The following is a 26294-nucleotide window of genomic DNA, read 5'->3' as shown; positions in this document are numbered from 1 at the left end:
ATGGATAAGTTAAACTATTTTTTATACAATTCTTATGTATTAATTTTAATACTTGTATTTCTCTGTGGAGGATTTATTCAATACTTTATTGGAGTTCCTAATACGGTTTATACAATATTTGTTGTTGTTGTTATATGGATATTAATTTTAATACATACATTAACTTCAAGAAAAATATATATATCACAATTTTTATTATCGAGTTTATTTTTTTCTCTTATAATTTTGATAAGTTCGCTTATAAACTTCTCTAAAATACATAAGGTTTTATTATATGTTTTTTTTTCGCTTAACCCTTTGGTAATTTTTTATTTTTATAAGGTTTTAGAAAAAAGAAATATTAATTTTCAACCGATTCTTATAAAATTTAGTCGTTTTATAGCTCTTATTCAATTGCCTTTAATATTAATCCAAAAGTTTGGATTTGATTTTTTGATTAAACTTAATAATTCAAATCAAAATATAAATGATTATGATTTTATGTTTGGCTCTTTTTTTATAAAGGCAGATCATGCTTTAGGTTTTTTCTTACTCTCATACATTATTAATATAATATTTAGAATTAGAAGAAAAGAAATTAATAAAATTCCTTGGATTTTGTTAACATATTTATCAGCTACTATTTTTATTATGGAATCTAATTTGACAAAATTAATGCTAATTATTGTTTTCTTATATTATTTATTTTTATGGCTCTATAAAAAGATTAATATTTTGGGAGTTTTTGCTATTGCTATAATTTCTATAGTAGTTTTTAATTTCTCTTTAAATATACATGCTATTAACGCACAATATCTGTACTTTAAAAGTAGGTATACACCACAGCAATCTTTAATTGCGTTTGAGAAAGGTTATGCTAAACGCCCACAAGTAGTAGTTACATATGCTACAAAAAAAGAGTTAAAATGGATTGGAGATGGTCCTTACAATTACTTTAATATATTTACTGGAAAATTCAAACAAACTAATCATTTTTCTCAGTTAATTTGGTCTTATAATGACTTAGGAATAATTGGTCTTATTGCTACTATAATTTTAGCATTTTTTTTAATAAAATCTTTGTCATTAGAGTATGAGTCATTTGTACTAATTTATAGTGTTTTTATATTATATTTATTTATGACAACAGTATTTTTTGATATAGCAATGATGTTATCTCTCTCTTTAATTAAGGCGAAAAGAAAAGAGGATATTAAATTAAAATAAATTACTATGAGATATTTTATAATATGTTTAATTCTTCTTAGTTGTAAACCCTCTAATAAAAAAAATACACCTAAAACAGAACTAAATAATTTTGAGATTCATATTGACGCTATTGTTCCAAAAGATGATTTTTTTGAAGTCTTTTATTTAGAAGAAAATTCAAATGTACAAGTAAATTTTAGCGAGGAAAAAAAAATCAAAAAAAAAGTAAATGCGTCAAAAAAAGTTCAAAGAATTACATTTATACTTCCAGAAAAAGCCCGTCTTCATCAATTCAGACTCGATTTTGGAAGTAATCAATTTCAAAAAGAAATAATAACGAAGTCAATTACTTTATCATATATGAATAATAGTATTTTAATAAATAGTGATTTGATTAAAATTTTCTTTAGGCTAAATAAATTTATACATTTTAACGGTGTTGATGGAAAAATGAATTTAAAAATTATTGCAAATAAAAAAGACCCTTTTGTAATAGCTAAACCTATATTAATCAAGAAGATAGAACTAGAATTGTAATAAATAACTTTTAAAAAATGAATTTAATTATAGTGCCTTTTCATGATTGGCGAAAAATTAAAAAAGAAGGATTTAGAACTAGAGATGCTCATTTTATTGAAAGCTTACAGCAATCAAATAGAATTGAAAAAATTATAATTATAAATAGACCAACTACATTATTAGAAATTGTATTAAAAAAGAAAAAAAGGAAAATTGAAGGTAGGAGTATTTTTAATAGAAATGGATTTCAGCTTATAGAAGTTAATCCAACTACTTATATCGTAGATTATATTTCAAAAGATATTTATGGCCAAATTATGAGAAAATTTTTATGGTTTATAGATGAGTTCTCTAATGATAAATATATTGATTTTATTAATGAGTGTATAGGTAAATTGCAAATATGTACTTATAATTTGCTATCTCAAAATGTTTTTGCCCATAAATTAATATCAAAATTAAATCCTCAAAAAAGTGTTTTTGATGCATGGGATAATTTCTGTTTAATTGATGACTATTTTTCCATTAAAAAACAAATAAAACAAGGGTATGTTAGTTATTCTCAAAATGTTGATTTATGGATTACAAATTCTAGAGACAATATAGACTACTTTTCTAAAGAATTTAATCTATCAGAAATTATACTAATTAAAAATGGTTTAGATGTAAATAGGTTTAATTTAAATGCTAATTATAGAATACCAAAAGATATTAATAACATTCAAAAACCTATTGTTGGGTTTGGAGGCAAAATAACACAAACAATAAATATAGAATTATTAAATTATGCAATTCTCAATAATCCAGAAGTTTCTTTTGTTTTAATTGGTCAGATATTAGATGATGAAATATTTGAATCAATTGTTAAATTAAATAATGTACATTACTTAGGAGATAAGTTTTATGATGAATATCCAAACTATGTCAATGCTTTTGATATATGTCTTGTTCCGTATTATATAGAAGAAAACAAAAAATCAGGCACCAATCCAATTAAAGTATATGAATATTTGGCATTAAATAAAAAAGTTATAGGAACTAATGGGAATGGGTTGGAAGATTTAGAAGGTTACCTGTACTTAATTCACAATAAAAAAGAATTATCAAATGAAATAAAACGAGGTATTAAAAACGAAAAGCCTAAAATGGATTTTAATAAAAATAGTTGGCAAACAAAAACAAATGAATTTTTAAATCTACTTCAATAGTTATGAGATTATCGAGCTTAAAAGAAAGAGTTATAAAACATTTTGATTTTATATTATTAGCTATAATTGTTTTTGCAATGCCCTTTAAATTAAATTACGGTAATTTGGTTCTAATTATTGGAACTATTTATAGTTTATATATTTTAGTCATTAAAAAAGAAAAGATTAAGCTACTATCGTTCTTCACTTTTTTTCCTTTTTTGTTCTTTTTAATTACATTGTTTAGTGCTTTATCCAGTAAAAATATTTCACAAGGATTTATTGTGGTAAATAGAGATTTACTTTTAATTTTAATTCCTATTACATTATTGGTATTAACTAGAAAAAGTTTTAATTTAAAGAGACTACTCACTGTTTATGTAATTTCCAATGTATTCGCTACAACAATACTTCTTATCGCTAACATAGTTAAGTGTGTGAAAGGTTTAGATATTAGTCAACTCTTTTTTCATAATTTTACTAGACTTTACAATCAACACCCAGTTTATTATTCACTATATTTAGCAATGAGTAGCTTTGCTTTAAATGATTTGTATTTTAAAAAATATTTGTATTTCAAGAATTCTTTGTTCGTATACTTATTTTTTACTTTTATAATTTTAGGAGGAGTTTTCTTTTGTGCATCTAAAATTATAATAGTTTTATTTTGTATTTTATATTTAATACAGATATTTACAAATGTAAAGAAACAAAAATATAAAATAATTATTCTTTTTTTTTCTATTACAGCTATACTATTAATTTTTAAAGTTAACTACATTAGAAAAAGGTTTAGCGAAGGATTGAAAATCAATAGCACTAAATTTAAACCAACAAATGATATAAGGTTAGCAAAAGTTTTCTCTTATGAAGAACGAACAAATATTAGTGATTTAGATCACAGGGTAATACTTGCTAAAATTGGAATTTTTCATTTTATTAATGATAAAAAATTAATAACAGGCTATGGTAATGGAGATGTTCAAGGTTACCTCGATTATTATTATATGAGTTATGGTCTTGCCCCTAAGTGGTTTGAAGGTCATAACTTGCATAATCAATATTTACAAATATTAATAAGCTACGGAATCTTTGTATTTAGTTTGTTTATAATATATCTATTAATCTCATCATATAAATTGATAAGATCAAAAAACTTGCTAAGTATTTATTTTGTTATTATGATTTTAATTGCATTCTGCTTTGAAAGTTATCTTATGAGAAACAAAGGAATTATGTTTTTTTATTTTTTTAATACTATTTTTCTGATAGATTTGCAAAAAAAATGTTCTAGGTTATGATTAATTTTTATTTTTTAGAAAAAAACAGAGAAAAATTACGTTTAAAGTATCTTACCAATAAACCCTTTTCTTATTTGATTATTGATGATTTTTGTGATACTAATAAATTACTTAAATTAAGAGAGCAAATCCCTGAGTTAGAAAATAAAAGTAGAGATTATATGTTTGCTAATAACAAGTTTGAGAAATCAAATTATAAGGAACTGGGACCTTTGTTTAAAGAGATTTATGAAGATTTACGTAGCGAAAGGTTTAATAGCTTTTTAAGTTATATTTCTAGTAAAGATGTATTTGTGGACCCAAAAAATCATGGAGGAGGACTTCATCAAGGGAAGAAAAATAGTTTTCTAGATATGCATCTTGATTTTAATTATCATCCTTTAGAGAAAAACTGGTTTAGACAGATGAATTTATTATTATATCTAAACACTGACTGGAAAGAAGATTATAAAGGACATTTAAAGATAGAAGACTTAAGGAGTGGGAAAAAAAAAGAACTAGGTGTACCTTTTAACAGGTTAATAATTCAAGAATGTGGCACCTATACATTACATGGTTATGATATGACTAATTTTCCAAAAGGAAATTATAGAACATCAATAGCAACATACGCATATACTAGACACAGAAATTTAATGGAAAAGCCAAGAACTACAGATTGGTTTCCAGATAATAATTCATCCTTATTTAAAAAAATTTCAGCAAAACATTACAATAGAATGGTGCAAATAAAAAATAAATTATTTGGAAGTGGAACTGCTAAAAACCAATAATTATTTTGAAAATAGGAATTATAGGTACAAGAGGAATACCAAATCATTATGGAGGTTTTGAACAATTTGCAGAATATTTAGCCACATATTTGGTGAAAAAAAAATGTCAAGTTTACGTTTATAACTCCTCTAATCATCCTTATAAAGAAAATACATTTAAAGGGGTAAATATTGTTACTTGTAATGATCCAGAAAATAAAATGGGAACAATTGGTCAATTTATTTATGACTTAAACTGCATTTTAGATTCTAGAAAAAAAGAATTAGACATTATTCTTCAACTTGGATATACTAGTAGTTCTATTTGGTCTTTTCTTTTTCCCAAAAAAACATTAGTTATAACTAATATGGATGGCTTAGAATGGAAAAGAACTAAGTATAATTTTTTTGTACGAGAATTTTTAAAATATGCTGAAAGAATTGCTGCAAATAACAGTGATTTTTTAGTGGCCGATTCTGAAGGTATTAAAGCTTATATTGATAAAAAATATAATAAAAATTCAAAGTTTATTGCTTATGGAAGTGAGGTGGTTACTTCAATAGATGAAAATATTCTAAAAAAATATAATGTAGAAAAACAAAAGTATAATATGTTAATTGCTAGAATGGAACCCGAAAATAATATAGAGACTATTTTAAATGGTGTAGCTTTAAGTGCTATAAAAACACCATTTTTAGTTATTGGTAATTATAACAATACATCTTTTGGTAAAAGAATTAAAAATAAATTTAAAAATTATAAGCAAATATTATTTCTCGGTAGTATATATAATACAAAAGAGTTGAACAGTTTGAGGTACTTTTGCAATCTTTACTTTCATGGCCATTCTGTAGGAGGTACAAATCCTTCATTACTCGAGGCTATGGGATCAAGCAGTTTAATAATAGCCCATAATAATATATTTAATAAAGCAGTACTTAAAAAAAATGCGTTTTATTTTTACAACTCAGAAGATGTAAGCTTTTATTTAAAAAATAAAAATAAAAATGACGAACTAAATAAAATAGAGAGCAATAAAGCTAAAATAGAAAATGAGTTTGATATTGATAAAATAAATGAAAGTTATCTCTCATTCTTTTATGAGTGCATTGAAAAGAATAAATAAAAAGAATATTTTCTGTATCAAGGTCAAGGTATCTTAAATTTTATTAAATCAATCAATAAATTCAAGATTTTGCTGAATTGATTTTTCTTTGGTATGTTTATTTTAGTTTAAATTTCTATTTAATTAACAATTAATTCAAGAAATTGTTTTTTATTGTACTTTATAATTTTAATATTCGCAATATAAGTTTCAGCATTATTTTTATGCAAATATGATAATTTTGGTTTTTTGTTTCAGTTTAATTACTTAAAAAACCATAATTGTTTTTTTACATTAATAAATATATTTTTTATTTAAAAAGTAATAAAATGAATAATAATTTAATGATAACAGGTTCAATTGTTCTTTTTGAAGAAAATTTACATAATTTATATACTACAATTCATAGTTTTTTAAATATACCGATATATAAAAAGCTTTTTTTAATAGATAATACAAGAAATAAGTTTTTTGAATATGTTTTCACAGATCAATGTATAGAATACATTGCTATTGGTAAAAATATCGGCTTTGGTTCTGGTCATAATGTAGTTATAGATAAAATCAAAAATTTATCTAACTTTCATCTAATTTTGAACCCCGATGTTAATTTTGAGAAAACAGTAATTCCTAATTTAATTTCAGAATTAAAAAAAGACGAAAGTCTTTCTATGATTGCTCCAAAAGTTTTATTTCCTAATGGAGAACATCAGTATTCTTGTAGAAGATACCCACAGTTTTTAGAACTTATTGCAAGAAGATTTGCATTTATAAAACCAATATTAAAATCAACAATTTATAAAGGTCAGTATAAAGATAAAGATTTAACAAGTCCGTTTTATGCAGATTACCTTGCTGGTTGTTTTCATCTTTATAAAACCCAAGATTTTGTAAAATTAAAAGGTTTTGATGAACGCTATTTTTTATATATGGAAGATGTTGATATCTGCAAAAAAATAGATAAATTAGGAAAAAGAAAGCTATATTTTCCTAAAGAAGAAATTAAACATGTCTTAAAACAAGGATCATCTAAAAACTTAAATTTATTTTTCAGGCATACCATATCCGTAATTAAATACTTTAATAAGTGGGGCTTAAAGTAAATAATGATGTTTTAAATTGAATTATCATTAATACACAAGAGTTTTATTGAGTTAATTTTATTTTTCTTTAATTTTTTTGTTTAAAATTCAAATATTTACCATTTTTATTTTTTATTATCCTTTAAAATTATAATATTAGCAGTCAGTTTAACATAAATTTATAACATAGTTTAAATGTTAGCTTAACTTTTTAAAAATAAAGGAATTGAAACAAAGGAAATCTATTTATATTAAGCCTTTAGTAATCTTAATTGATCTATTTTTAATATGTTCAATCATTTTTGCAACTTCTTTTAAAGATTATTTAAATACTTCTTTTCTTACTTATATTATTTTATCCTGGTTAATTACTACTTATTATACAAAGTTTTATAACGTATATAGATATACACAAGTTGGTGTGATTATTACTCTATTAATGTCGCAATTTTTTGTTTTTGCGCTTGCTTATTTAAGTTATTTTACGGTATTTAAAGAAGGTGAGGTTGTCAACCATCAAATTTTTATTTTCTTTCTGATTTTATCTTTTATAACTTTTTTCAAATTTTTTATTTTCTATATTCTTAGAAAATTTAGATCTGAAGGTAAAGATCATAGAACAATTATTCTATTTGGTGGAATTAATTCAGCAAAGAAATTAAAAGATTTATTCCATTCTAAAAATGATTTTGGATATCGTTTTAATGGTTTTTTCTCAAATTCAGAACACAAGTCTAAAGAGTATTTGGGTGATGTTAAAAAAGGGTTTAGACTCCTTGATTTAGGTGGTATTGATGAAGTTTATTGTAATCCATCTGAAATTACCACAAATCAGCTCACTAAAATTCGTAAATTTGCAGAAGAAAAGGATATAGAGCTAAGAATTTTACCAGAAAACAAAGCGATTTATAGAAAAGATTTTATCCTAGAATATTTTGGAACAATTCCTGTTTTAAAGCCAAAACCTTTGCCTTTTGAGAAAGTAGAAACTCACATTTCAAAAAGAATTTTAGATATTATTTTTTCAGCATTAGTTTGTATCACAATTTTATCATGGTTATTGCCAATTTTATGGATATTTATTAGACTCGATTCTAAAGGTCCTTTATTCTTTAAACAAAAAAGAGACGGAATTAACGGCCGTCAGTTTTATTGTTTTAAACTAAGGTCTATGACTGTTAATGATGATGCTGATAAAGTCTCTGCTTCTAAAAACGATAAAAGAATTACCAAAGTAGGTGCTTTTTTAAGAAAAACAAGTTTAGATGAGTTGCCACAATTTTTTAATGTTCTTTTAGGAGATATGAGCATTGTAGGGCCAAGACCACATATGAATGCACATACCAAAAAATTTACCAACGAAATAGAAAATTATTTAGTTAGAAATTCTGTAAAACCCGGTATTACAGGTTTGGCGCAGATTAGTGGTTATAGAGGTGAAGTAGTAGAAAAATCTGATATTAAAAATAGGGTGCGATTAGATATTTTTTACATCGAAAACTGGTCTTTCTTTTTAGATATTAAAATAATTGTTCAAACTTTTTTTAGCGTTTTTCTTAAAGAAGAAAAAGCATACTAGATTAAATGTAATTTATATTTAAATTGGAGTTCTTTCAAAAGTCGAATTCTAAACATTTTAAATATATTTGCAGCCACAATACACAACAAATGAATGTACTTATTTTAGGTTCTGGAGGTAGAGAACACGCTTTTGCTTTAAAACTTTCAGAAAGCAACAAAATCAATCAGCTTTTTGTAGCTCCAGGAAATGCAGGGACAGATAAAATTGCCAAAAATATAAATATCAATCCAATCGATTTTACAGCAGTTAAAAATATTGTTTTAGAAAACAATATTAAAATGGTTGTAGTTGGTCCAGAAGCGCCTTTAGTAGAAGGTGTACACGACTTCTTTTTAGCTGATGATGATTTGAAAAGCATACCTGTAATTGGTCCTAAAAAAGATGGAGCTTTATTAGAAGGGTCAAAAGATTTTTCAAAGCAATTTATGCAAAAACATAATGTACCTACAGCAAAGTACCAATCATTTACAAAAGATAATTTAACTGATGGTTTTGCCTTTTTAGAAACATTAAAACCACCTTACGTGTTAAAAGCAGATGGTTTAGCAGCGGGTAAAGGGGTTTTAATTTTAAGCTCTTTAAAAGAAGCAAAAGCTGAATTAGAAGAAATGGTTTCTAATCAAAAATTTGGAGAAGCTTCATCTACAGTGGTTATCGAAGAATTTTTAAAAGGAATTGAGCTTTCTGTTTTTGTTTTAACGGATGGAAAAAACTATAAAATTTTACCATCAGCAAAAGATTACAAAAGAATTGGTGAAGGAGACACAGGTTTAAATACTGGTGGAATGGGCGCAATTTCTCCTGTACCTTTTGCAGATGAATCATTTTTAAATAAAGTAGAAGAATTGGTTGTAAAACCAACAATTGCAGGCTTACAAAAAGACGAAATTGATTATAGAGGTTTTATTTTTATTGGTTTAATGAATGATAATGGAAATCCTTCTGTGGTTGAGTATAATGTAAGAATGGGAGATCCTGAAACTGAGGTTGTATTGCCTAGAATTGAATCTGATTTATTTGATTTATTTGATGGTGTTGCAAATCAAACTTTAAATGAAAAATCATTTTCAGTAACAGATAAAACTGCAACAACAGTAATGTTAGTTTCTGGTGGATACCCTGAAGCTTATCTAAAAGGAAAAGAAATTACAGGTTTTAATAATGTAGATGAGTCTATCGTTTTTCATGCAGGTACCACAATTAAAGATCAAAAAGTTGTTACAAATGGTGGTAGAGTAATGGCTGTAACTTCTTTTGGGGATACAATTGAAGAAGCCTTAGAAAAAAGTTATAAAAGCATCGATAAAATACATTTCGATAAAATGAACTACAGAAAAGATATTGGTTTTGATTTAGTTTAAACCTAATATTTTTTAATTAGTTAGTATTCGTTTATTAGACAATTAAAAGAATTAACTATATTTTTATCTTGCTTTTTCTAATGTAAATGAAAACTCAGAACCTTCACCATAAACACTTTTTAGTAAAATGTTTTCATCGTGAGCTTCAACAATATGTTTAACTATAGAAAGACCTAGTCCAGAACCTCCTTGTTCTCTAGATCTACTTTGGTCTACTCTATAAAATCGTTCAAATAGTCTAGAGATGTGTTCTTTTTTTATGCCCTCCCCATTATCTACTACTTTAACAATAAACTTTTTTTCAGAATAATCATCAACACTAACAATGGTTTTTCCATTTGGTTTACCATATTTAATTGAGTTTACAATTAAGTTGATAAGTACTTGTTCAATTTTTTCGATATCACCTCTTACAAAAACAGGAAATTCATGTGTTTTATCAAAAACTAAAGTGATGTTTCTTTTTTTGGCTTTCATTTCGAATAAATCAAACACATTTTGAATGAGTTCTAAGATATTAAAAACTTCTATATTTAATTTTGTGCCTTCATTCTCTAATTTAGCAATCATATCTAAATCTTTAATTACGGCAACTAACCTTTCTACACCTTTATTGGCTCTTTCCAAATACTTCATTCGTATTTGTTTGTCATTTATAGCTCCTTCAATTAAAGTTAATATATAACCTTGAACTGTAAATAATGGCGTTTTTAATTCATGAGCAACATTACCTAAAAAATCTCTTCTAAAAGAATCTCTTTCCGTTAAACTTTCTATTTCTAGTCGTTTACCTTCAACAAATTTCTGCATACTTTTAGATAGTTTTTCAATATCTGTGGTTGCAGATTCTCTTTTCAAATCATTTACATTTAAAATAGAAACTTCTTGGTATAATTTTTTTAGCCTTCTGTAAATAAAGTGTTCAGCTCTATATTGAATAATAAAAAAAGATATTATAAATAATATTAATGATGAGATTAATATGGTTACAATACCTAGATGCTTACTAATTACAAAGTAAGATATTATAGATATGGCAACAGAAAGTAAAGTTAAATAAATAGCCGACCATAACGCATAAGAGTATGTTTTTTTTAGTTTCAAAAATTTTAAGTTTTAACTCTTAATAATATTTTTATTGCTCACCTTCTAGTAAAACAAACTTATACCCCACACCTTTTACGGTTTTAAAATGGTCATCGCCAATTTTTTCTCTCAGTTTACGAATATGTACATCTATAGTTCTACCACCAACAACAACTTCGTTTCCCCAAACTGTATCTAAAATAACTTCTCTTTTAAATACTTTTCCTGGTTTCGATGTTAAAAGTGAAAATAGTTCAAACTCTTTTCTTGGCAGTGCAATTTTTTTACCAGACTTATACACAACATATTCATCTCTATCTATAATAATATCGCCAAGTTTAAGAGAATCTTCACTTTCAGATTCAGTTTTAAGTCTTCTAAGTAAAGATTTAATCTTACTTACTAGAACTTTTGGTTTTATAGGTTTTGTAATATAGTCGTCTGCACCAGCTTCAAAACCTGCAACTTGAGAGTAATCCTCTCCTCTTGCAGTTAAAAAAGCAATAATTACATTTTCTAAAGATTTAATTTTTCTAATTTTTTCACAAGCTTCAATACCATCCATTTCTGGCATCATAATATCTAATAATATTAGGTGAGGCATATTCTTCTTTGCAGATTTAATAGCTTCTTGGCCGTTTTCTGCAGTAAAAATTTGATAGCCTTCGCTCTTAAGATTATAACCAATAATCTCGATGATATCTGGCTCATCATCAACTAATAAAATTTTAATATCGTTTTTATTCATAATTTTTTTGTCTGATAAAAATCAAAAATACTCATAATTCTAATATAATAACGGGTTCTTAACAATGATTTAATATTGTAATGAAATTGTTAATGTTAACAATTTAACGATTAGTTAATGGATCTTTACCTGAGTAAGTTAAGTTTTTTTCTAAATTTGTTTAATTAAATTCAAAATCAATTTACACATGAAAAAAAATTACTTTTTTGCCTTACTAATGCTTACTATAAGTTTGTCTGGTTTTGGCCAATCAATAATTATAACCTCAATTATTGATGGTAAAGCACCTTCAGATGGATGTTCAGGTAGCACGGGTTCTTCTAGCCCTAAAGCAATAGAATTATATGTTAGCGGTACCATCAATTTTGCTGGACACAAATTTGAGGCAGAAGCAAATGGGTCTTCTTCTGGAGAAAGTTGGAGTTCTGAAGATATATCTAGTTTAGGTACAAGAACAGATGAGTTTGTTTATATAGTGGTTTTGGGAGAAAGTACATTGTACGGAATGTATTCAGGGGCAACTGTAACTAATACTTATGTTGGTGGTCCTTCTTTTAACGGAAATGATGCAATTAGAATTACTGATGGAACAAATGTTTTAGATCAATTTGGTGATCCTTCAGATGTTTCTGGTAGCTCAGATCACGATAATTCTTGGGAATATGAAGATTCGTTTGCTACAAGAAAAAGCGGAAGTTCTTCAAATTCTGGTTCTTTCGATATTAATAATTGGGTTTTACCAGGTAGAAATTATTTAGATGATAAAACTAGTTGTGCTGAAATGCTAGCTGAAATTAATTTAGGTACATATTCTACCATAGCATCTACAACCCCTACAATTACAGTTTCTGGATCAACTTCTAGTTTTGATTATTTTGAAGGGTATGGACCGTCTGCAGAACAATCAGTTATTATTTCAGGAGAAAATTTAACTGATGATATAAATGTAACAGTTCCTGCAAATTTTGAAGTTTCATTAACTTCAGGAAGTGGTTTTAATAGTTCAGCTACCATTACTCAAACAGGAGGTGTAGCTTCTGCAACTGTATATATTAGGTTAGCAGCTGGGTTAAGTGTAAATACATATTCAGGAGATGCAATAGCTTCTTCTACTGGTGCAGTTAATAATTCTGGAACTTTAACAGGTATTGTGAGTCCAGCTGATCCACAGTTTTCATACACTGCTTATTTAGATGATTTTAACTACTTAATTAGTGATGGTACAACATCAGAAGAACAAAGTTTTACCGTTGAGGGTTTGTTTCTATTAGGAGATTTAAAAGTTACTGCTCCTTCAAATTTTGAAGTGTCATTAACTTCAGGTTCTGGTTATGATGCTTCTGTTAGTTTAGCTCATACTTCAGGAACTATTGCAGAAACTACAGTTTATATTCGTTTAAAAGCTGGTTTATCTGAAGGTAATTATACAGGTGATATTACTTTAACTTCTATAACTGTAGATGATAAAACTATTCCTGTAAATGGTAATGTTTATGGAGCAACTTCTAACAGTTTGGTGATAACTGGTGTTTATGATGGTCCTTTAACAGGTGGTACACCAAAAGGTGTTGAAATATATGTTTTAAAAGATATTGCAGATTTAAGTGTTTATGGTATTAGTTCTGTAACAAATGGTCAAGGTTCAACTGCTGGTAATGTGGAATTTTATTTTCCAGATGATGCAGTAACTGCAGGTGCTTTTATATATGTATCTACTGAAGAAACTAAGTTTAAGGAGTTTTTTGGGATGAATCCTACTTACACAACAGGAGTTATGGGAATAAATGGTGATGATGCAATTGAATTGTATGAAAATGGACAAATTATTGATGTTTATGGTGATGTTGATAACGATTTTTCAGGAGAAGCATATGATTATTTAGATGGTTGGGCTTATAGAAAATCTGGTACAAGTTTAGAGGGTACTACTTTTACATCAGCGAATTGGACATATAGTGGTGTTAATGGCTTAGAAGGAGGTACAAATAATGCAACTGCAACTAAACCCTTTCCTTTAGGTACATACAACGTAACAGCTTCAGTTTCTAAAAATCAAATAGAAGGTTTTGCAACATATCCAAACCCTATAACAAACAATAGATTTACGATAACTACAAATAGTACAGATAAAAAACAAGTAGCTATTTTTAATGTTATAGGTAAACAAGTATTATCTACTAGCTTTGCTGCTACTAAATCTAATATTGATGTTTCTTCAATAGCATCTGGTTTATACATTTTAAAAGTTACAGAAGGTACAAAAACAGCAACTTCTAAATTAGTAATTAAGTAAAAGTTAACTTTTAATATTAAGTATCTTACTTTAAAAGCTCCAAATTAATTTTTGGAGCTTTTTTATTTTTAGTATATTTAGCTTGAAAAGAATTAATAATTAGCTATGAATCTTACTTTTAAGTTAAATAATATCTTGTTTTTAGATATTGAAACAGTTCCTCAAGAAGAAAGTTGGGAAAATGTACCCCTATCAACTCAAGCGCTTTTTGCAAAGAAAACTCAATATCAACGTAAAGAAGAATTTACTGCTAAAGAGTTTTATGATAGAGCAGGTATTTGGGCTGAATTCGGCAAAATAATCTGTATTTCTGTTGGTTATTTTGTAGATGTAGAAAATGAGAAACAACTAAGAGTTACTTCTTTTTACGGTGATGATGAGCATAAAATTCTAACTGATTTTAAGGTTTTATTAGATAAACATTTTGCTAAAAAATCGAATATTTTATGCGCTCATAATGGTAAGGAATTCGATTTTCCGTTTATTGCCAGACGAATGATAGTACATCAAATTGAATTGCCTAAAAAACTCAATTTATTTGGTAAAAAGCCTTGGGAAGTAGCGCATTTAGATACTTTAGAATTATGGAAATTTGGCGATTACAAACATTATACATCTTTAAAATTACTCACCTCAATTTTAGGAATACCATCTCCAAAAGATGATATTGATGGCAGTGAAGTTGCTAAAGTATATTATCAAGAAAAAGATATTGAAAGAATAGTAAGGTATTGTGAAAAAGACACTGTTGCAGTAGCACAAATATTATTACGCTTCAATAATGAAGATTTAGTAAAAGATGAAAATATTGTTAGTGTAGATTAATCTTCTAACTTCATAGAAAGTTCTAACCAACGCTCTTCTTTTTGTTCTAAAGCATAAATAGTTTCTTGTAACTCTTCAGATTTTTTTTGAATATCATCCGCAGCAATCTCTACATTTACAAATTGTTGTTCTATGGTTTCTTTTCTTTTTTGTAAACGTTCTATTTCTGCTTCTAAAGCGCCAAACTCTCTTTTTTCGTTAAAACTCAAGCTGCTCTTTGTCGTTTTCTTTTCTACTTTTTTCACAACATGTTTTTCCTTTTCAACCTCTTTTTCTGTAGAATTATCATAAGCTCTAAAATCTGAATAATTACCAGGAAAGTTTTCTACAACTCCATCACCTCTAAAAACGAATAAAGCATCAACAATTTTATCCATAAAATAACGGTCGTGAGAAACCACCAATAAATTTCCAGGATAATCTAATAAAAAGTTTTCAAGTACATTTAAAGTAACAACATCTAAATCATTTGTAGGCTCATCTAGAATTAAAAAATTAGGATTTTGAATTAAAACAGCACACAAATACAAACGCTTTTGCTCACCACCTGAAAGTTTTTCTACAAAATCGTATTGTTTCTTTTTATCAAACAAAAAACGTTCTAAAAGTTGTGAGGCAGAAATTTTTCTTCCTTTTGATAAAGGAATGTATTCACCAAATTCTTTGATTACTTCAATAACTTTTTGGCCTTCTTTTACATTGATTCCTGCTTGCGTATAATAACCAAACTTAATAGTTTCACCAATAACCACTTTACCAGCATCAACAGGACTTTTTTGTGTTATAATATTTAAAAAAGAAGATTTCCCTGTTCCGTTTTTACCAATAATTCCTATGCGTTCTCCACGTTTAAAAACGTAATCGAAACCATCTAAAATTACTTTATCACCAAAAGATTTGTGTAATTTATGGAGTTCAAGAATTTTGCTACCTAAACGTTCCATATTTATTTCTAATTGAACAGAATGGTCTTTTCTACGTTGATGTGCTTTCTCTTTAATAGCATAAAAATCATCAGTTCTAGATTTCGATTTTGTAGTTCTTGCTTTTGGCTGTTTACGCATCCAGTCTAATTCTTTTTTAAACAGACTTTTGGCTTTGCTTAAATTGGTAGCTTCTAAAGCTAAACGTTCTTCTTTATTTTGAAGATAATAAGAGTAATTACCTTTGTATTTGTAGATTTTACCTTCGTCTAATTCTAAAATTTCATCACATACACGTTCTAGGAAATAACGATCGTGAGTAACCATAAAAAGGGTAATCTTTTCTTTTGCAAAAAATGATTCTAGCCATTCAATCATTTCTAAATCTAAATGATTTGTTGGCTCATCTAAAATTAATAAATCTGGTTTGCTAATTAAAACAATAGCAAGAGAAAGACGTTTTTTCTGTCCTCCAGAAAGCGATGAAATTTTCTGGGTTAAATCGTCTAATTTTAATTTAGATAAAATTTGTCTGTATTGTGTTTCAAAATCCCAGGCATTGTATTGATCCATTAAATCAAAAGCTGTTTGATAAGCTTCTGCTTCTTCTGGATTTTTTAATGCTTTTTCGTATTGATTAACAATAGAAAGAATTTTATTATCTGTAGCAAAAATGGTTTCTTCAATCGTTAAATCAGGATTTAAATCATCACTTTGTGCTAAATAAGCAATAGAAATATCTTTTCTGCTAACCACTTGGCCTTCATCAGCAGTATCTAAACCAGCAATAATATTTAGGATGGATGTTTTACCAGTTCCGTTTTTGGCAACAAATGCTATTTTTTGATCTTTACTAATTCCAAAAGAAATGTCTTGAAACAAAACACGTTCTCCATAAGATTTAGAAATATTTTCTACAGAAAGGTAATTCACGATTTTATTTTTTGCAAAGAAACAAAAAACCCAAGAGTTAACTTGGGTTTTTTAAATCATTTCAAATAAACATTAACTGGGGGACAAATGTTTTGTTTAATTTTTTATGTTGTGCAAGTAAATAACTAAGTTGGGGGATATAATTATTTATCTATTTGCACACTGTAAATTTAAGTGAAAAAAGTGTCTGTGTCAATCCCTATTTATGGTGAAATTTTTTCATCCCCAATTATGGGGATGCCTCTCCCTATAAATGGGGAGAGCGTTTATAATTCTTAAATAATTTAAGAGTTTTTTAGAAGAAAAAACAATTTTAGAATCTGTTAATTAGTGCTATCTTGCAGTAGTGTTTAAATAAAAAATAAAAGATGAAGATTATTGTCCCTATGGCTGGTATTGGCTCTCGTTTAAGACCTCATACTTTAACAGTTCCAAAACCGCTAACAGTAATAGCTGGTAAACCTATTGTACAAAGATTAGTAGAAGATATTGCATCTGTAATAGATGAGGAAATAGAAGAAATTGCATTTGTAATTGGTAGTAGAGCTAAAGGTTTTCCTGCAGATACAGAAGAAAAATTATTAAAAATTGCTGAAGAATTAGGTGCTAAGGGTTCTGTTTACGTACAAGAAGTTGCTTTAGGTACTGCACACGCTATTTATTGTGCAAAAGAATCTCTAAGCGGGCCTTGTGTGGTAGCTTATGCAGATACTTTATTTAAAGCAGATTTTAAATTAGATGTAAATGCAGATGGAGCAATTTGGGTTAGTCAAGTAGAAAATCCTAGTGCATTTGGAGTGGTTAAATTACAAGAAGGTGTAATTACAGACTTTACAGAAAAACCTAAAGAATTTGTGTCTGATTTAGCAATAATTGGTATTTATTATTTTAAAAGTGGAGAGAAAGTTTTAAAAGAAATTCAGCATTTAATAGATAATGATTTAAAAGAAAATGGCGAATATCAATTAACCAATGTTTTAGAATCTTTAAAACAACAAGGTGCTAAATTTATACCTGGAACTGTAAATGCTTGGATGGATTGTGGTAAAAAAGACCCTACTGTCGATACTAATAAACAAACACTTTCTTTTGAGCACGAAGCTGGTAATAATTTAGTTTCTGAGGATGTGGTTTTACAAAATTCAGAAATTATACAACCTTGTTTTATTGGCGAAAATGTAGTTTTAAGAGATTCTAAAATAGGACCTTATGTTTCTATTGGTGCTAATAGTTTGGTGAATAATTCTACGATTGTAAATTCTTTAATTCAAACAAATGTAGATATTTCTAATGCTAATTTAGATAATGCAATGATTGGTAATCATGCGAAATATAATGGCGAATTTACCTCTGTAAGCATTGGTGATTATACAGAGTTAACATAATATATGTATAGCAGAAAGAAAATAGATAAAAATAATAAGAGTCACTTTACTAAAATAAAGTTGTCTCTTTTGTCTTTGTTCTTTATGCTAATTTCTGTGAATGTTTTATCGCAAGATAGTATTCCTGAAAAAGAAGATTTAACAGAAGAAGCAGAATTAAAGTTTCAGCATTATTTTTTTAAAGCATTATCAGAAAAATCAATTGGTAATCATCAAAAAGCCATAGAAAATCTAGAAAATTGTAATCAGATTTTAACAAATGATGTAGCTGTTTTTTTTGAATTTTCTAAGAATTATTTATTGCTTAACAATACCTTATTAGCTAAAGAATATATTAATAGAGCCTTAGCTAAAGATGAAAATAACCTTTGGATGTTAAAGCATTTGGTTAAAATAAATCAAGAGGAAAAAAACTATACTGAAGCCATAGAAAATCAAAAGAAAATTATTGAGATAAATCCAAAAGAAAAAGAGTTTTTAGTAAGGCTTTATTTGTATGATAGACAATATCAAAAAGCATTCTCTTTAATGAATTCTTTAGAAAAGGATAATATGTTATCAGCTAGATTAAGAAGGATTAAATATACTCTAGAGAATACAAAATTAACCGAAAATAAAGTTGATAACCCTACAGATATTACAGGTTTAATTAATCAATTTAAAACGGATAAATCGTATAAAGTTTTAGAACAGATTTTGAATTTATCTGCGGATAAACCATCAGAATTATTAAAGTTTAGTGAAGAAGGTATTTTACTTTTCCCTGCACAACCTTTTGTGTATTTAATGAAAGCTAAGGCATTAAATTATCAGAAAAACTATAAAAATGCGTTATCTACTTTACAAAATGGTATCGATTTTGTAATAGAAGATAAAATGGAAGTAGATTTTTATAATGAATTTGCAAAAACCTATAAAGGTTTAGGCAATGTAAAAGAAGAAAATAAATACTTGCAAAAAGCAAATAAATTGAAGAGTTAATAATGAAGTTTATAAAATACATTCTCCTTTTTACAATAATATTTACGTCTTGTAAAATAACAAAAAATATGATTGATGCAACCGCAACAGCCAAAGATATTTCTGCAAGAAAAGTAGCAAAAAAACACATTGCTGCTAATTTTGATAAAAATACAATTGATGCAAAATTAAAGATGAATTTTGATAATGGTAAAACCACACAAAGTTTGTCTGTAAGTTTGAAAATGAAAAAGGACCAAGTAATTTGGTTAAAAGGAAGCAAGTTTATTACGGTTTTTAAAGCAGAAATTACACCAACATCAGTACGTTTTTATTCTTCTTTGCTTAAAAAATCTTTTGAAGGGGATTTTTCGATGATCAAAGAATTATTAGGTGTAGAAATTAATTTTGAACAGCTACAGAATTTGTTTTTAGGGCAATCTTTAATAGATGTTAGAACAGAAGATCAAGAAGTAGAAATTGTAAATAATAGGTATATTTTATCACCAGAAAAACAAGCAGCCTTGTTCGATATTTTCTTTAATATAAATCCTGCACATTTTAAATTAGACGAGCAAACGATTGTAAATGCAGAAAAAGATTTACGATTAGATGTAAAATACCCTTCTTATAATTTAATTAATGATGTTGTTTTTCCTTCAGGAATAAATATTAAAGCTAAGAATCCCAAATCGATTACAGTAATAGATTTAGAATATAAATCTGTGGTTTTTAATGAAGATGTAAATATGTCTTTTAGTGTACCTAAAGGTTATAAAAAGTTATCTTTTTAATGAAGTTTATAAAGTGTTATCTCCTTTTTTTATTCATTTTTTTGATGAATTTCTCTGCATTTAGTCAAACTAGAAAGCAGTTAGAAAATCAGCGAAAAAAATACAAATCTGAAATTGTAAAATTAAACAGATTGCTATTTAATGAAGTTAAAAAAGAGAAAAATGCATTAGAGGCTTTGAAAGATATCAATCAAAAAATTAATGTTCGTAATAAATTGATAAACACAATTAATTTAGAAGCTAAACTTTTAACGAATGAAATAAAAGGAAATGAGCGAAAAATTGCCAAACTTAATAAAGAACTAAAAGCTTTAAAAGCAGATTATGCAGAAATGATTTACAAGTCTTACAAAAGTAAATCACAACAAAGTAAACTAATGTTTTTATTGTCTTCTAAGAATTTTTACCAAGCTTACAAACGATTAGAATATACCAAACAATACACACAATTCAGAAAAAAACAAGGTGAAGAAATTCTTGTTCAAACTAATTTTATTAAAAAATTAAACGATTCTCTATTTTATCAAAAGAAAGTAAAAGACACTTTAATTTTGGTTGAAAAAAATCAAAAGCAAGAAATTGAGGGCGATAAAAAGAATCAAGAAAAATTAATTGCTCAAATTAAAAAGAAAGAAGGTAAGTATAAAAGAGAAATTCAAAAAAATGCTAAAGAAGAAAAAAAGCTTGCTGCAAGAATAGATAAAATTATTAAAGAAGAAATTGCCAAAGCCAATAGAATTGCAATGGCCAAAAATAAATCTAAAGACAAAAAAACGGTTCTTAAAAAAAGTAGCAATTTTATATTAAGTCCAGAAGCAAAAGCTTTAGCAAATAGATTTGAACAAAATAAGGGTAAGTTGCCTTGGCCTGTAAAAGAAGGTGTAGTTATTAGAAAGTTTGGTGTACAACCTCATCCTATTTTTCCAGGAATAACAATAAATAGTACTGGTTTGCATTTTGCAACATCGCAAGGCAGTGATGCTACAGCTATATTTAATGGAGAAGTATTAAATATTTTAGTGGGTTCTGGAGGAACAAAAAATGTTATGATAAGACACGGGAACTATATAACATCTTATAATAATTTAGAAAACTCATACGTTAAAAAAGGCGATAAAGTAAGCGTAGGTCAAAAAATTGGTAGAATTTTTACAGATAAGGTTTCTAAAAAAACAAAACTAGTTTTTGTCTTATTCAAAAACACAACACGATTAAATCCTGCTTCTTGGATTTTAAAAAGATAAAATTTTCTTAAAATAGTATTTGTGTCAATTTCACAATCTATTGAGTTAAACAATGGTTTTAATCATTCATACTTTTGATGTGAGTTAATAAAGTATTAACTTTTATATGAATCTTAAAAACATAGAAATGGAAAATTTAGATAGAAAGACAGTAGCAATTTTAGCTACAAATGGTTTTGAAGAAAGTGAATTAAGTGAGCCCAAAAAAGCCTTAGAAAAAGCGGGTGCAGATGTAGAAATTGTATCGCTAGAAAAAGGTGAAATAAAATCTTGGAATAATGGAGATTGGAGTAGAGCTTATAAAGTAGATAAAACGCTAAATGAAGTTACTCAGGCAGATTATAATGCGTTAGTGCTTCCTGGTGGAGTTATAAATCCAGATATTTTAAGAAGAGATAAAAACGCAATTAGTTTTATAAAGTCTTTTTTTGATAACCATAAACCAGTGGCAGCAATTTGTCATGCACCTTGGTTATTAGCAGAAGCAGATGTTTTACAAGGTAGAAATGTAACTTCTTTTAATTCAATTAAAACAGATATTATAAATGCTGGTGCAAACTGGACAGATGAAGAAGTTGTAGTAGATGCTGGTTTAGTTACTAGTAGAAACCCTAATGATTTACCTGCGTTTAACGATAAGTTAGTAGAAGAGGTTTACGAAGGGAAACACGAAGAACAAATGGCGTAATATTAAATTATAGTCAAAAAAAAAGTGCAATTTTTAATTGCACTTTTTTTTTGACTATAATTTTATTGATCTTTAAAGCGAATGTTTTTCTGAAGAATTACAGAATTCGGTATTGTAATTAATTCGCTTTCAGGTGTTCTTAGAGTAATAAAAAAAACACCAATATCTAAGATTTTTCCAGTAATATTATTATCTTTTTCTAGTACAGTAATCGTATCTCCTATTTTTACAGGGTAATTGATAAATAAGATTAAACCTGCTGTAATATTAGATAGAATAGACCATTGAGCAAAAAAGGCAATCCCTAAAATGGTTAAGAAAGAAGAAATGTAAATTAATAATTGTTTTTCATCTACTCCCCAAATAAAGGCAATTACAACGATTACAGTTGTATAAATTAATATAGAAACTATTTTGTTAGTAACAATTATTCTTGCTTGTTGAAAGCCAAATTTTAATTGAATTTTCTTTAAAGAATTTGTGATTAACAATCGAATAAAGAAGCCTAAAATTAGAACAATAATAGACTCTAAAATTTTAAAGTGATTTAAGAATTCCATTTTTTTTATATTTAACTAAATAAAGCTTTTAATTCTGTAGCATCATTTGCACTTAACTTACCTGCTAAAACTAAACTTAATTGTTTACGTCTTAAAGCGCCGTCAAAACGTTTTTTTTCTAAATCTGTTTCTGGTGTTAATCTTGGTATTTGAACAGGTTTACCCGTTTCATCAACAGCAACAAAAGTGTAAATACCTTCGTTAACTTTTGTTCTTTTACCAGATTGTCTGTCTTCGATCCAAACATCAACATAAACTTCCATAGACGATTTAAAGGCTCTAGAAACTTTTGCTTCTATTGTTACTACGCTACCAACTGGTACAGATTTATTAAAAGCCACGTGATTTACAGAAGCTGTAACTACAATTCTAGAAGAATGACGTCTAGCAGCAATACTACAAGCTCTATCCATTCTTGCTAAAAGTTCACCTCCAAAAAGATTGTCTAAATAATTAGTATCTCCAGGTAAAACTAAATCTGTAAGTACAGTTAAAGATGCGTTTGATGTCTTTGCTTCCATTCTATTAAATTTCTGCAAAGATATAAGGATAGTATTCTAAATAAAAGTTATTTTGATTCTAATAACCAAGCGTCTTTAGATACAGTCGCTTGTATTTTATATAGATTGTTTATGGCATCGTTTCTATCTGCATAACTATTAAAAACAACCTGAGTTAATCCCCATTTGTTAACGCCAATAATACTAGCATTATAACCTTGTTTTTTAAGTTGATTTACTTTTTTCTCAGCATTTTCTTTAATTTGAAAAGCACCAGCAACAACGTGATACGGTTTTGCAATTTCTTTTACCACATTTAATTCGATAGTTGGTAAAGGATTAGAAATTACAAAAGTTGCAGTTTGTATTTTTTTCTCTAAAGATTTTTGCTGATTAGCGAGTAAAGTCTCTTGTTTGTTTTGTTGATAAAAATTGTTAGCAGTTAAACCTAAAGTTAATAAAATTGCAGCAGTAGCAGCATATTTAATAAATGCAGGTATTCCTTTTCTTTCTTTTTTATCTACAACAGGTATTAGAGGCTTTACAATTTCTTGATGTCTTTTTACTATTGATGATGTAACTGTAGATAAGCCAAAAGATTCTGGTAAATAATTTACTTGTTTGCTTGGTTCAAAAATAATCTGATCATTTTCATTTAAAGATAATGATCCAATTGCACCAATTTCTAAAGCTTTAGATTGCAATTCATTTTGCCATCTAATTACAGATAAAGTAATTGCATTAGATGCTTTTTCAAAAGAAATGTTTTCTGAAGAAGCAATGTAATTTGCCAATAAACCATCACTCACTTTTAAATGACTATTAAACGTAATTTGTTTAGAAGGTGCATAAAAAGTATGCGTATTTTTATCTAAACTTGCGCCTATTTTATTGGTTACAAAACCTCCAAAATCAGGTACAATTACACAATCGTATCTGTAAAGTAAATCGTTTATATAGTTGGCTAAATTCATAAATACAAAAGTAGAATATTTATTTTATAAATTAAATTATTTCAAAAAAATATCAGTAAAAAATTATATATTGTATTTTAAATTGAGTTCTATTGAAAGAAGAAAAATTATTAGCCATTTTACGCTTGCAAAAAAGTAAAGCTATTGGAGATATTTTAGCAAAAAAACTAATTGTTAATGTAGGTGATGTTCAACAAGTTTTCGAAGAGAAAGTATCAATTTTAGAAAAAATAAATGGAATTGGTGCTCACTCCTTAAAGCATTTGTTTGACAAAGAAAGTTTAATACTTGCCGAAAAAGAACTCGATTATATTCTTAAAAACAATTATGAATACTCTTATTTTTTAGATAATGATTATCCTAAAAACCTTCAGAATTGTATCGATAGTCCTATTTTATTTTTTAAAGATGGTAACATTAACCTAGAAAACGAGAAAATTATTTCTGTTGTAGGTACAAGAAATATGAGTTCTTATGGTCGTGATTTTATCAATAATTTAATTGATGAATTAGCAGAATACAACCCTATTATTGTTAGTGGTTTTGCTTACGGCGTAGATATTTGTGCACACAAAGCAGCAATTAAAAATAATTTACAAACAATTGCAGTATTAGCTCATGGTTTTGAACAAATTTATCCTAAAGTACATAAAAAATACATTAATCAAGTAAATGAAAATGGTGGTTTTATTACCGAATTTTGGAGTGAAGAACAACCTTTAAGAGAAAATTTTTTAAAAAGAAATCGTATTGTTGCAGGTATTTCGAAAGCAACAATTATTATAGAAAGTGCAGCAAAAGGTGGTTCTTTAGTAACTGCAGATATTGCCAATTCTTATCATAGAGATGTTTTTGCAGTGCCTGGCAGAACAACAGATATTTATAGTAAAGGTTGCAACGATTTAATAAAGAACAACAAGGCTCATTTGCTAACTTCTGCATCAGATATTGTAAAAATGCTAAATTGGGACATTCAAGAACAACCTAAAATTATACAAAAACAGTTATTTGTAGACTTGAATGAAAATGAACAAAAAATTTATGATTTATTGTTCGAAAAAGGAGCTCAAGTTCTGGATGTTATTGCTTTAGAGTGTAATATTCCTGTTTTTAATTTATCATCAATTTTATTACAAATGGAATTAAAAGGCGTAACCAAACCTTTACCTGGCAAGATGTTTGAAATCGTCTGATTTAATCCCTATTTTTGTAAAATACCTCAGAAATTATGGCTGAAAATCAAAAATTAATATCAAAAAAAAAACCAACTTTTCCTATTAGCAAGCTATTGGCGGCTTTTTTAAAAAAGCATAATAGAAGTAGTAAAATTAGTATTTTATATAACGATTTGCTGCGTTTTCAAGGTTCAGTATCTGTTTTTGATAAAAATGATGAAGATACTCTTTGGGTAAGAACTTTTTATTCTGAATGGGATAGAGAAGAAATAGACAGAAGCTTAAAAAAGATTTATACCATTTTACACTCTGATGGAAATGATAACACCATTCCTTTCTTAAATATTGATGCCATTGACTTCTGTACGTTTGGTAATTCGAAACCATTCCGAATTAAAGTGCGTAATATTTTAAATGATAATTTCACTTATTTCTATGTAAAGCAAGCAGATGCTTCTCGTGTTTATGGTTTAGAGTTAGAGCATATTTTATCGCCTTACACCATAAATTATTTGGTATATAAAGATACTTTAATAGAAGAGCATATTTCAGGAATTCCGGGAGATGATTTTATAGAAAATATTTTACCAACCTGTTCTAGATCAGAAAAAGCACAAATTGCCAAAGAGTTTGTAAAATTTAAAGAGCGTTGTTTTATTAGGCTTTTAGGTGATATGCGTTCGTACAATTACGTAATTACACCAATTCATGATTTCGATAAAATTGTTTATAAAATTAGAGCTATAGATTTCGATCAACAATCGTTTGAAGGGAATTTAAAAGTATACAATTTACAGTTTTTAAAAGAAAACCAAAAAATGGTAGAAATGGTTAGTAAAAGACTGGAAAATAGTTCTATAAATCAATATAAAATAGAAGAGCGTTCTTACATTGCTAAAAGAATGATTAGTTCTCCAGATCGAATTCAGCACATTATTAGATGTATGAAACACGATTCCATATCTTTTCCTAAACATATAGAAAGATTAAAACAAGATTTAATAGATTATGTGGGTGATGTTGAGTTTAAAAAATGCAATAATATGGGCGAGGTTTTAGAAACCATCTTAATTTTTGTAAAACGAAATTATTTAGACATTAGCAGCAAAGAATTGTTTTAATCTCAAA

General features: G+C 27.3%; 24 protein-coding genes. 18 read left to right on the top strand and 6 right to left on the bottom strand.

From position 1 onward, the window contains the following. The 9 genes from BW723_RS03005 to purD all read left to right on the top strand — a co-directional run bounded on the left by BW723_RS03005 (position 1) and on the right by purD (position 10078). The gene (locus BW723_RS03005) at positions 1-1206 is read left to right on the top strand and encodes a hypothetical protein (RefSeq protein ID WP_139059124.1); all 1206 of its coding nucleotides are present in this window, start codon (positions 1-3) and stop codon (positions 1204-1206) included. A 6-nt stretch (positions 1207-1212) separates the two neighbouring features. Beyond that, positions 1213-1725 carry a hypothetical protein gene (locus BW723_RS03000; protein ID WP_068362489.1) on the top strand — a complete coding sequence of 171 codons (513 nt, stop codon included), beginning with the start codon at positions 1213-1215 and terminating at the stop codon, positions 1723-1725. Between the two features lie 17 nt (positions 1726-1742). After that, positions 1743-2915, top strand: coding sequence for a glycosyltransferase (locus BW723_RS02995; RefSeq protein WP_068362492.1), 1173 nt, complete (start codon positions 1743-1745; stop codon positions 2913-2915). A gap of 2 nt (positions 2916-2917) precedes the next feature. Then, positions 2918-4195 (top strand): O-antigen ligase family protein, encoded by a 1278-nt coding sequence (locus BW723_RS02990; protein ID WP_068362496.1) that lies wholly within the window; start codon positions 2918-2920, stop codon positions 4193-4195. Next, a complete protein-coding gene (locus BW723_RS02985) occupies positions 4192-4968 on the top strand; it encodes a 2OG-Fe(II) oxygenase (protein WP_068362502.1) in 777 nt (258 codons plus the stop codon). Before BW723_RS02990 ends, BW723_RS02985 begins: the two co-directional genes overlap by 4 nt. A gap of 5 nt (positions 4969-4973) precedes the next feature. After that, positions 4974-6074, top strand: coding sequence for a DUF1972 domain-containing protein (locus BW723_RS02980; RefSeq protein ID WP_068362504.1), 1101 nt, complete (start codon positions 4974-4976; stop codon positions 6072-6074). Positions 6075-6382: 308 nt separating this feature from the next. After that, entirely contained in the window at positions 6383-7156 is a 774-nt protein-coding gene (locus BW723_RS02975) for a glycosyltransferase family protein (RefSeq protein WP_068363592.1), read from the top strand. A gap of 205 nt (positions 7157-7361) precedes the next feature. Beyond that, positions 7362-8714, top strand: a complete 1353-nt coding sequence (locus BW723_RS02970; RefSeq protein ID WP_083139809.1) for an exopolysaccharide biosynthesis polyprenyl glycosylphosphotransferase — start codon at positions 7362-7364, stop codon at positions 8712-8714. 89 nt (positions 8715-8803) lie between these two features. Then, entirely contained in the window at positions 8804-10078 is a 1275-nt protein-coding gene (purD, locus tag BW723_RS02965; protein ID WP_068362509.1) for a phosphoribosylamine--glycine ligase, read from the top strand. 63 nt (positions 10079-10141) lie between these two features. Here purD and BW723_RS02960 read toward each other — a convergent pair whose 3' ends face one another. Both BW723_RS02960 and BW723_RS02955 read right to left on the bottom strand, forming a co-directional pair. Beyond that, positions 10142-11182, bottom strand: a complete 1041-nt coding sequence (locus BW723_RS02960; protein WP_068362512.1) for a sensor histidine kinase — start codon at positions 11180-11182, stop codon at positions 10142-10144. Positions 11183-11213: 31 nt separating this feature from the next. After that, positions 11214-11912: a response regulator gene (locus BW723_RS02955; RefSeq protein WP_068362515.1), complete on the bottom strand. Its 699-nt coding sequence runs from the start codon at positions 11910-11912 to the stop codon at positions 11214-11216. Between the two features lie 187 nt (positions 11913-12099). Here BW723_RS02955 and BW723_RS02950 point away from each other — a divergent pair, with 187 nt between their 5' ends. Both BW723_RS02950 and BW723_RS02945 read left to right on the top strand, forming a co-directional pair. Further along, positions 12100-14205 (top strand): T9SS type A sorting domain-containing protein, encoded by a 2106-nt coding sequence (locus BW723_RS02950; protein ID WP_068362518.1) that lies wholly within the window; start codon positions 12100-12102, stop codon positions 14203-14205. 105 nt (positions 14206-14310) lie between these two features. Beyond that, positions 14311-15030 (top strand): 3'-5' exonuclease, encoded by a 720-nt coding sequence (locus tag BW723_RS02945; RefSeq protein ID WP_068362521.1) that lies wholly within the window; start codon positions 14311-14313, stop codon positions 15028-15030. Here BW723_RS02945 and BW723_RS02940 read toward each other — a convergent pair. After that, positions 15027-16886 carry an ABC-F family ATP-binding cassette domain-containing protein gene (locus BW723_RS02940; protein ID WP_068362522.1) on the bottom strand — a complete coding sequence of 620 codons (1860 nt, stop codon included), beginning with the start codon at positions 16884-16886 and terminating at the stop codon, positions 15027-15029. The two genes, BW723_RS02945 and BW723_RS02940, sit on opposite strands and share 4 nt — an antisense overlap. Before the next feature lie 368 nt (positions 16887-17254). Between BW723_RS02940 and BW723_RS02935 the strand changes: the two genes are divergently transcribed. The 5 genes from BW723_RS02935 (at position 17255) to BW723_RS02915 (ending at position 21957) form a co-directional block, all read left to right on the top strand. Next, positions 17255-18271, top strand: coding sequence for a sugar phosphate nucleotidyltransferase (locus BW723_RS02935; protein WP_068362523.1), 1017 nt, complete (start codon positions 17255-17257; stop codon positions 18269-18271). Positions 18272-18340: 69 nt separating this feature from the next. After that, positions 18341-19252 (top strand): tetratricopeptide repeat protein, encoded by a 912-nt coding sequence (locus BW723_RS02930; RefSeq protein WP_226789211.1) that lies wholly within the window; start codon positions 18341-18343, stop codon positions 19250-19252. A 68-nt stretch (positions 19253-19320) separates the two neighbouring features. Next, complete coding sequence (gene lolB1, locus BW723_RS02925; RefSeq protein WP_226789210.1) at positions 19321-20025, top strand: lipoprotein insertase outer membrane protein LolB1; 705 nt, start codon at positions 19321-19323, stop codon at positions 20023-20025. A 44-nt stretch (positions 20026-20069) separates the two neighbouring features. Beyond that, positions 20070-21269 (top strand): murein hydrolase activator EnvC family protein, encoded by a 1200-nt coding sequence (locus BW723_RS02920; protein ID WP_068362529.1) that lies wholly within the window; start codon positions 20070-20072, stop codon positions 21267-21269. 127 nt (positions 21270-21396) lie between these two features. After that, positions 21397-21957 carry a type 1 glutamine amidotransferase domain-containing protein gene (locus tag BW723_RS02915; RefSeq protein WP_068363595.1) on the top strand — a complete coding sequence of 187 codons (561 nt, stop codon included), beginning with the start codon at positions 21397-21399 and terminating at the stop codon, positions 21955-21957. Positions 21958-22019: 62 nt separating this feature from the next. On the opposite strand, the gene BW723_RS02910 is transcribed toward BW723_RS02915, so the two are convergent. The 3 genes from BW723_RS02910 to BW723_RS02900 are packed head-to-tail and all read right to left on the bottom strand — an operon-like array spanning position 22020 to position 23991. Beyond that, a complete protein-coding gene (locus BW723_RS02910; RefSeq protein WP_068362531.1) occupies positions 22020-22517 on the bottom strand; it encodes a mechanosensitive ion channel family protein in 498 nt (165 codons plus the stop codon). An 11-nt stretch (positions 22518-22528) separates the two neighbouring features. Beyond that, on the bottom strand, positions 22529-23038 hold the full coding sequence (locus tag BW723_RS02905) for an acyl-CoA thioesterase (protein WP_068362533.1): 510 nt from the start codon (positions 23036-23038) through the stop codon (positions 22529-22531). 47 nt (positions 23039-23085) lie between these two features. Continuing rightward, a complete protein-coding gene (locus tag BW723_RS02900; RefSeq protein WP_068362539.1) occupies positions 23086-23991 on the bottom strand; it encodes an HU domain-containing protein in 906 nt (301 codons plus the stop codon). A 92-nt stretch (positions 23992-24083) separates the two neighbouring features. On the opposite strand from BW723_RS02900, the gene dprA reads away from it, so the two are divergent. After that, positions 24084-25184, top strand: a complete 1101-nt coding sequence (gene dprA / locus BW723_RS02895; protein WP_068362542.1) for a DNA-processing protein DprA — start codon at positions 24084-24086, stop codon at positions 25182-25184. A 35-nt stretch (positions 25185-25219) separates the two neighbouring features. After that, on the top strand, positions 25220-26287 hold the full coding sequence (locus tag BW723_RS02890) for a hypothetical protein (protein WP_068362546.1): 1068 nt from the start codon (positions 25220-25222) through the stop codon (positions 26285-26287). Positions 26288-26294: the final 7 nt, after the last annotated feature.

Origin of the sequence: Polaribacter reichenbachii (assembly GCF_001975665.1) — a bacterium.
GTDB classification, from domain to species: Bacteria; Bacteroidota; Bacteroidia; order Flavobacteriales; family Flavobacteriaceae; genus Polaribacter; species Polaribacter reichenbachii.
The sequence above is the reverse complement of the archived record's forward strand: the minus strand, read 5'-3'. Positions and strand labels throughout refer to the sequence as shown.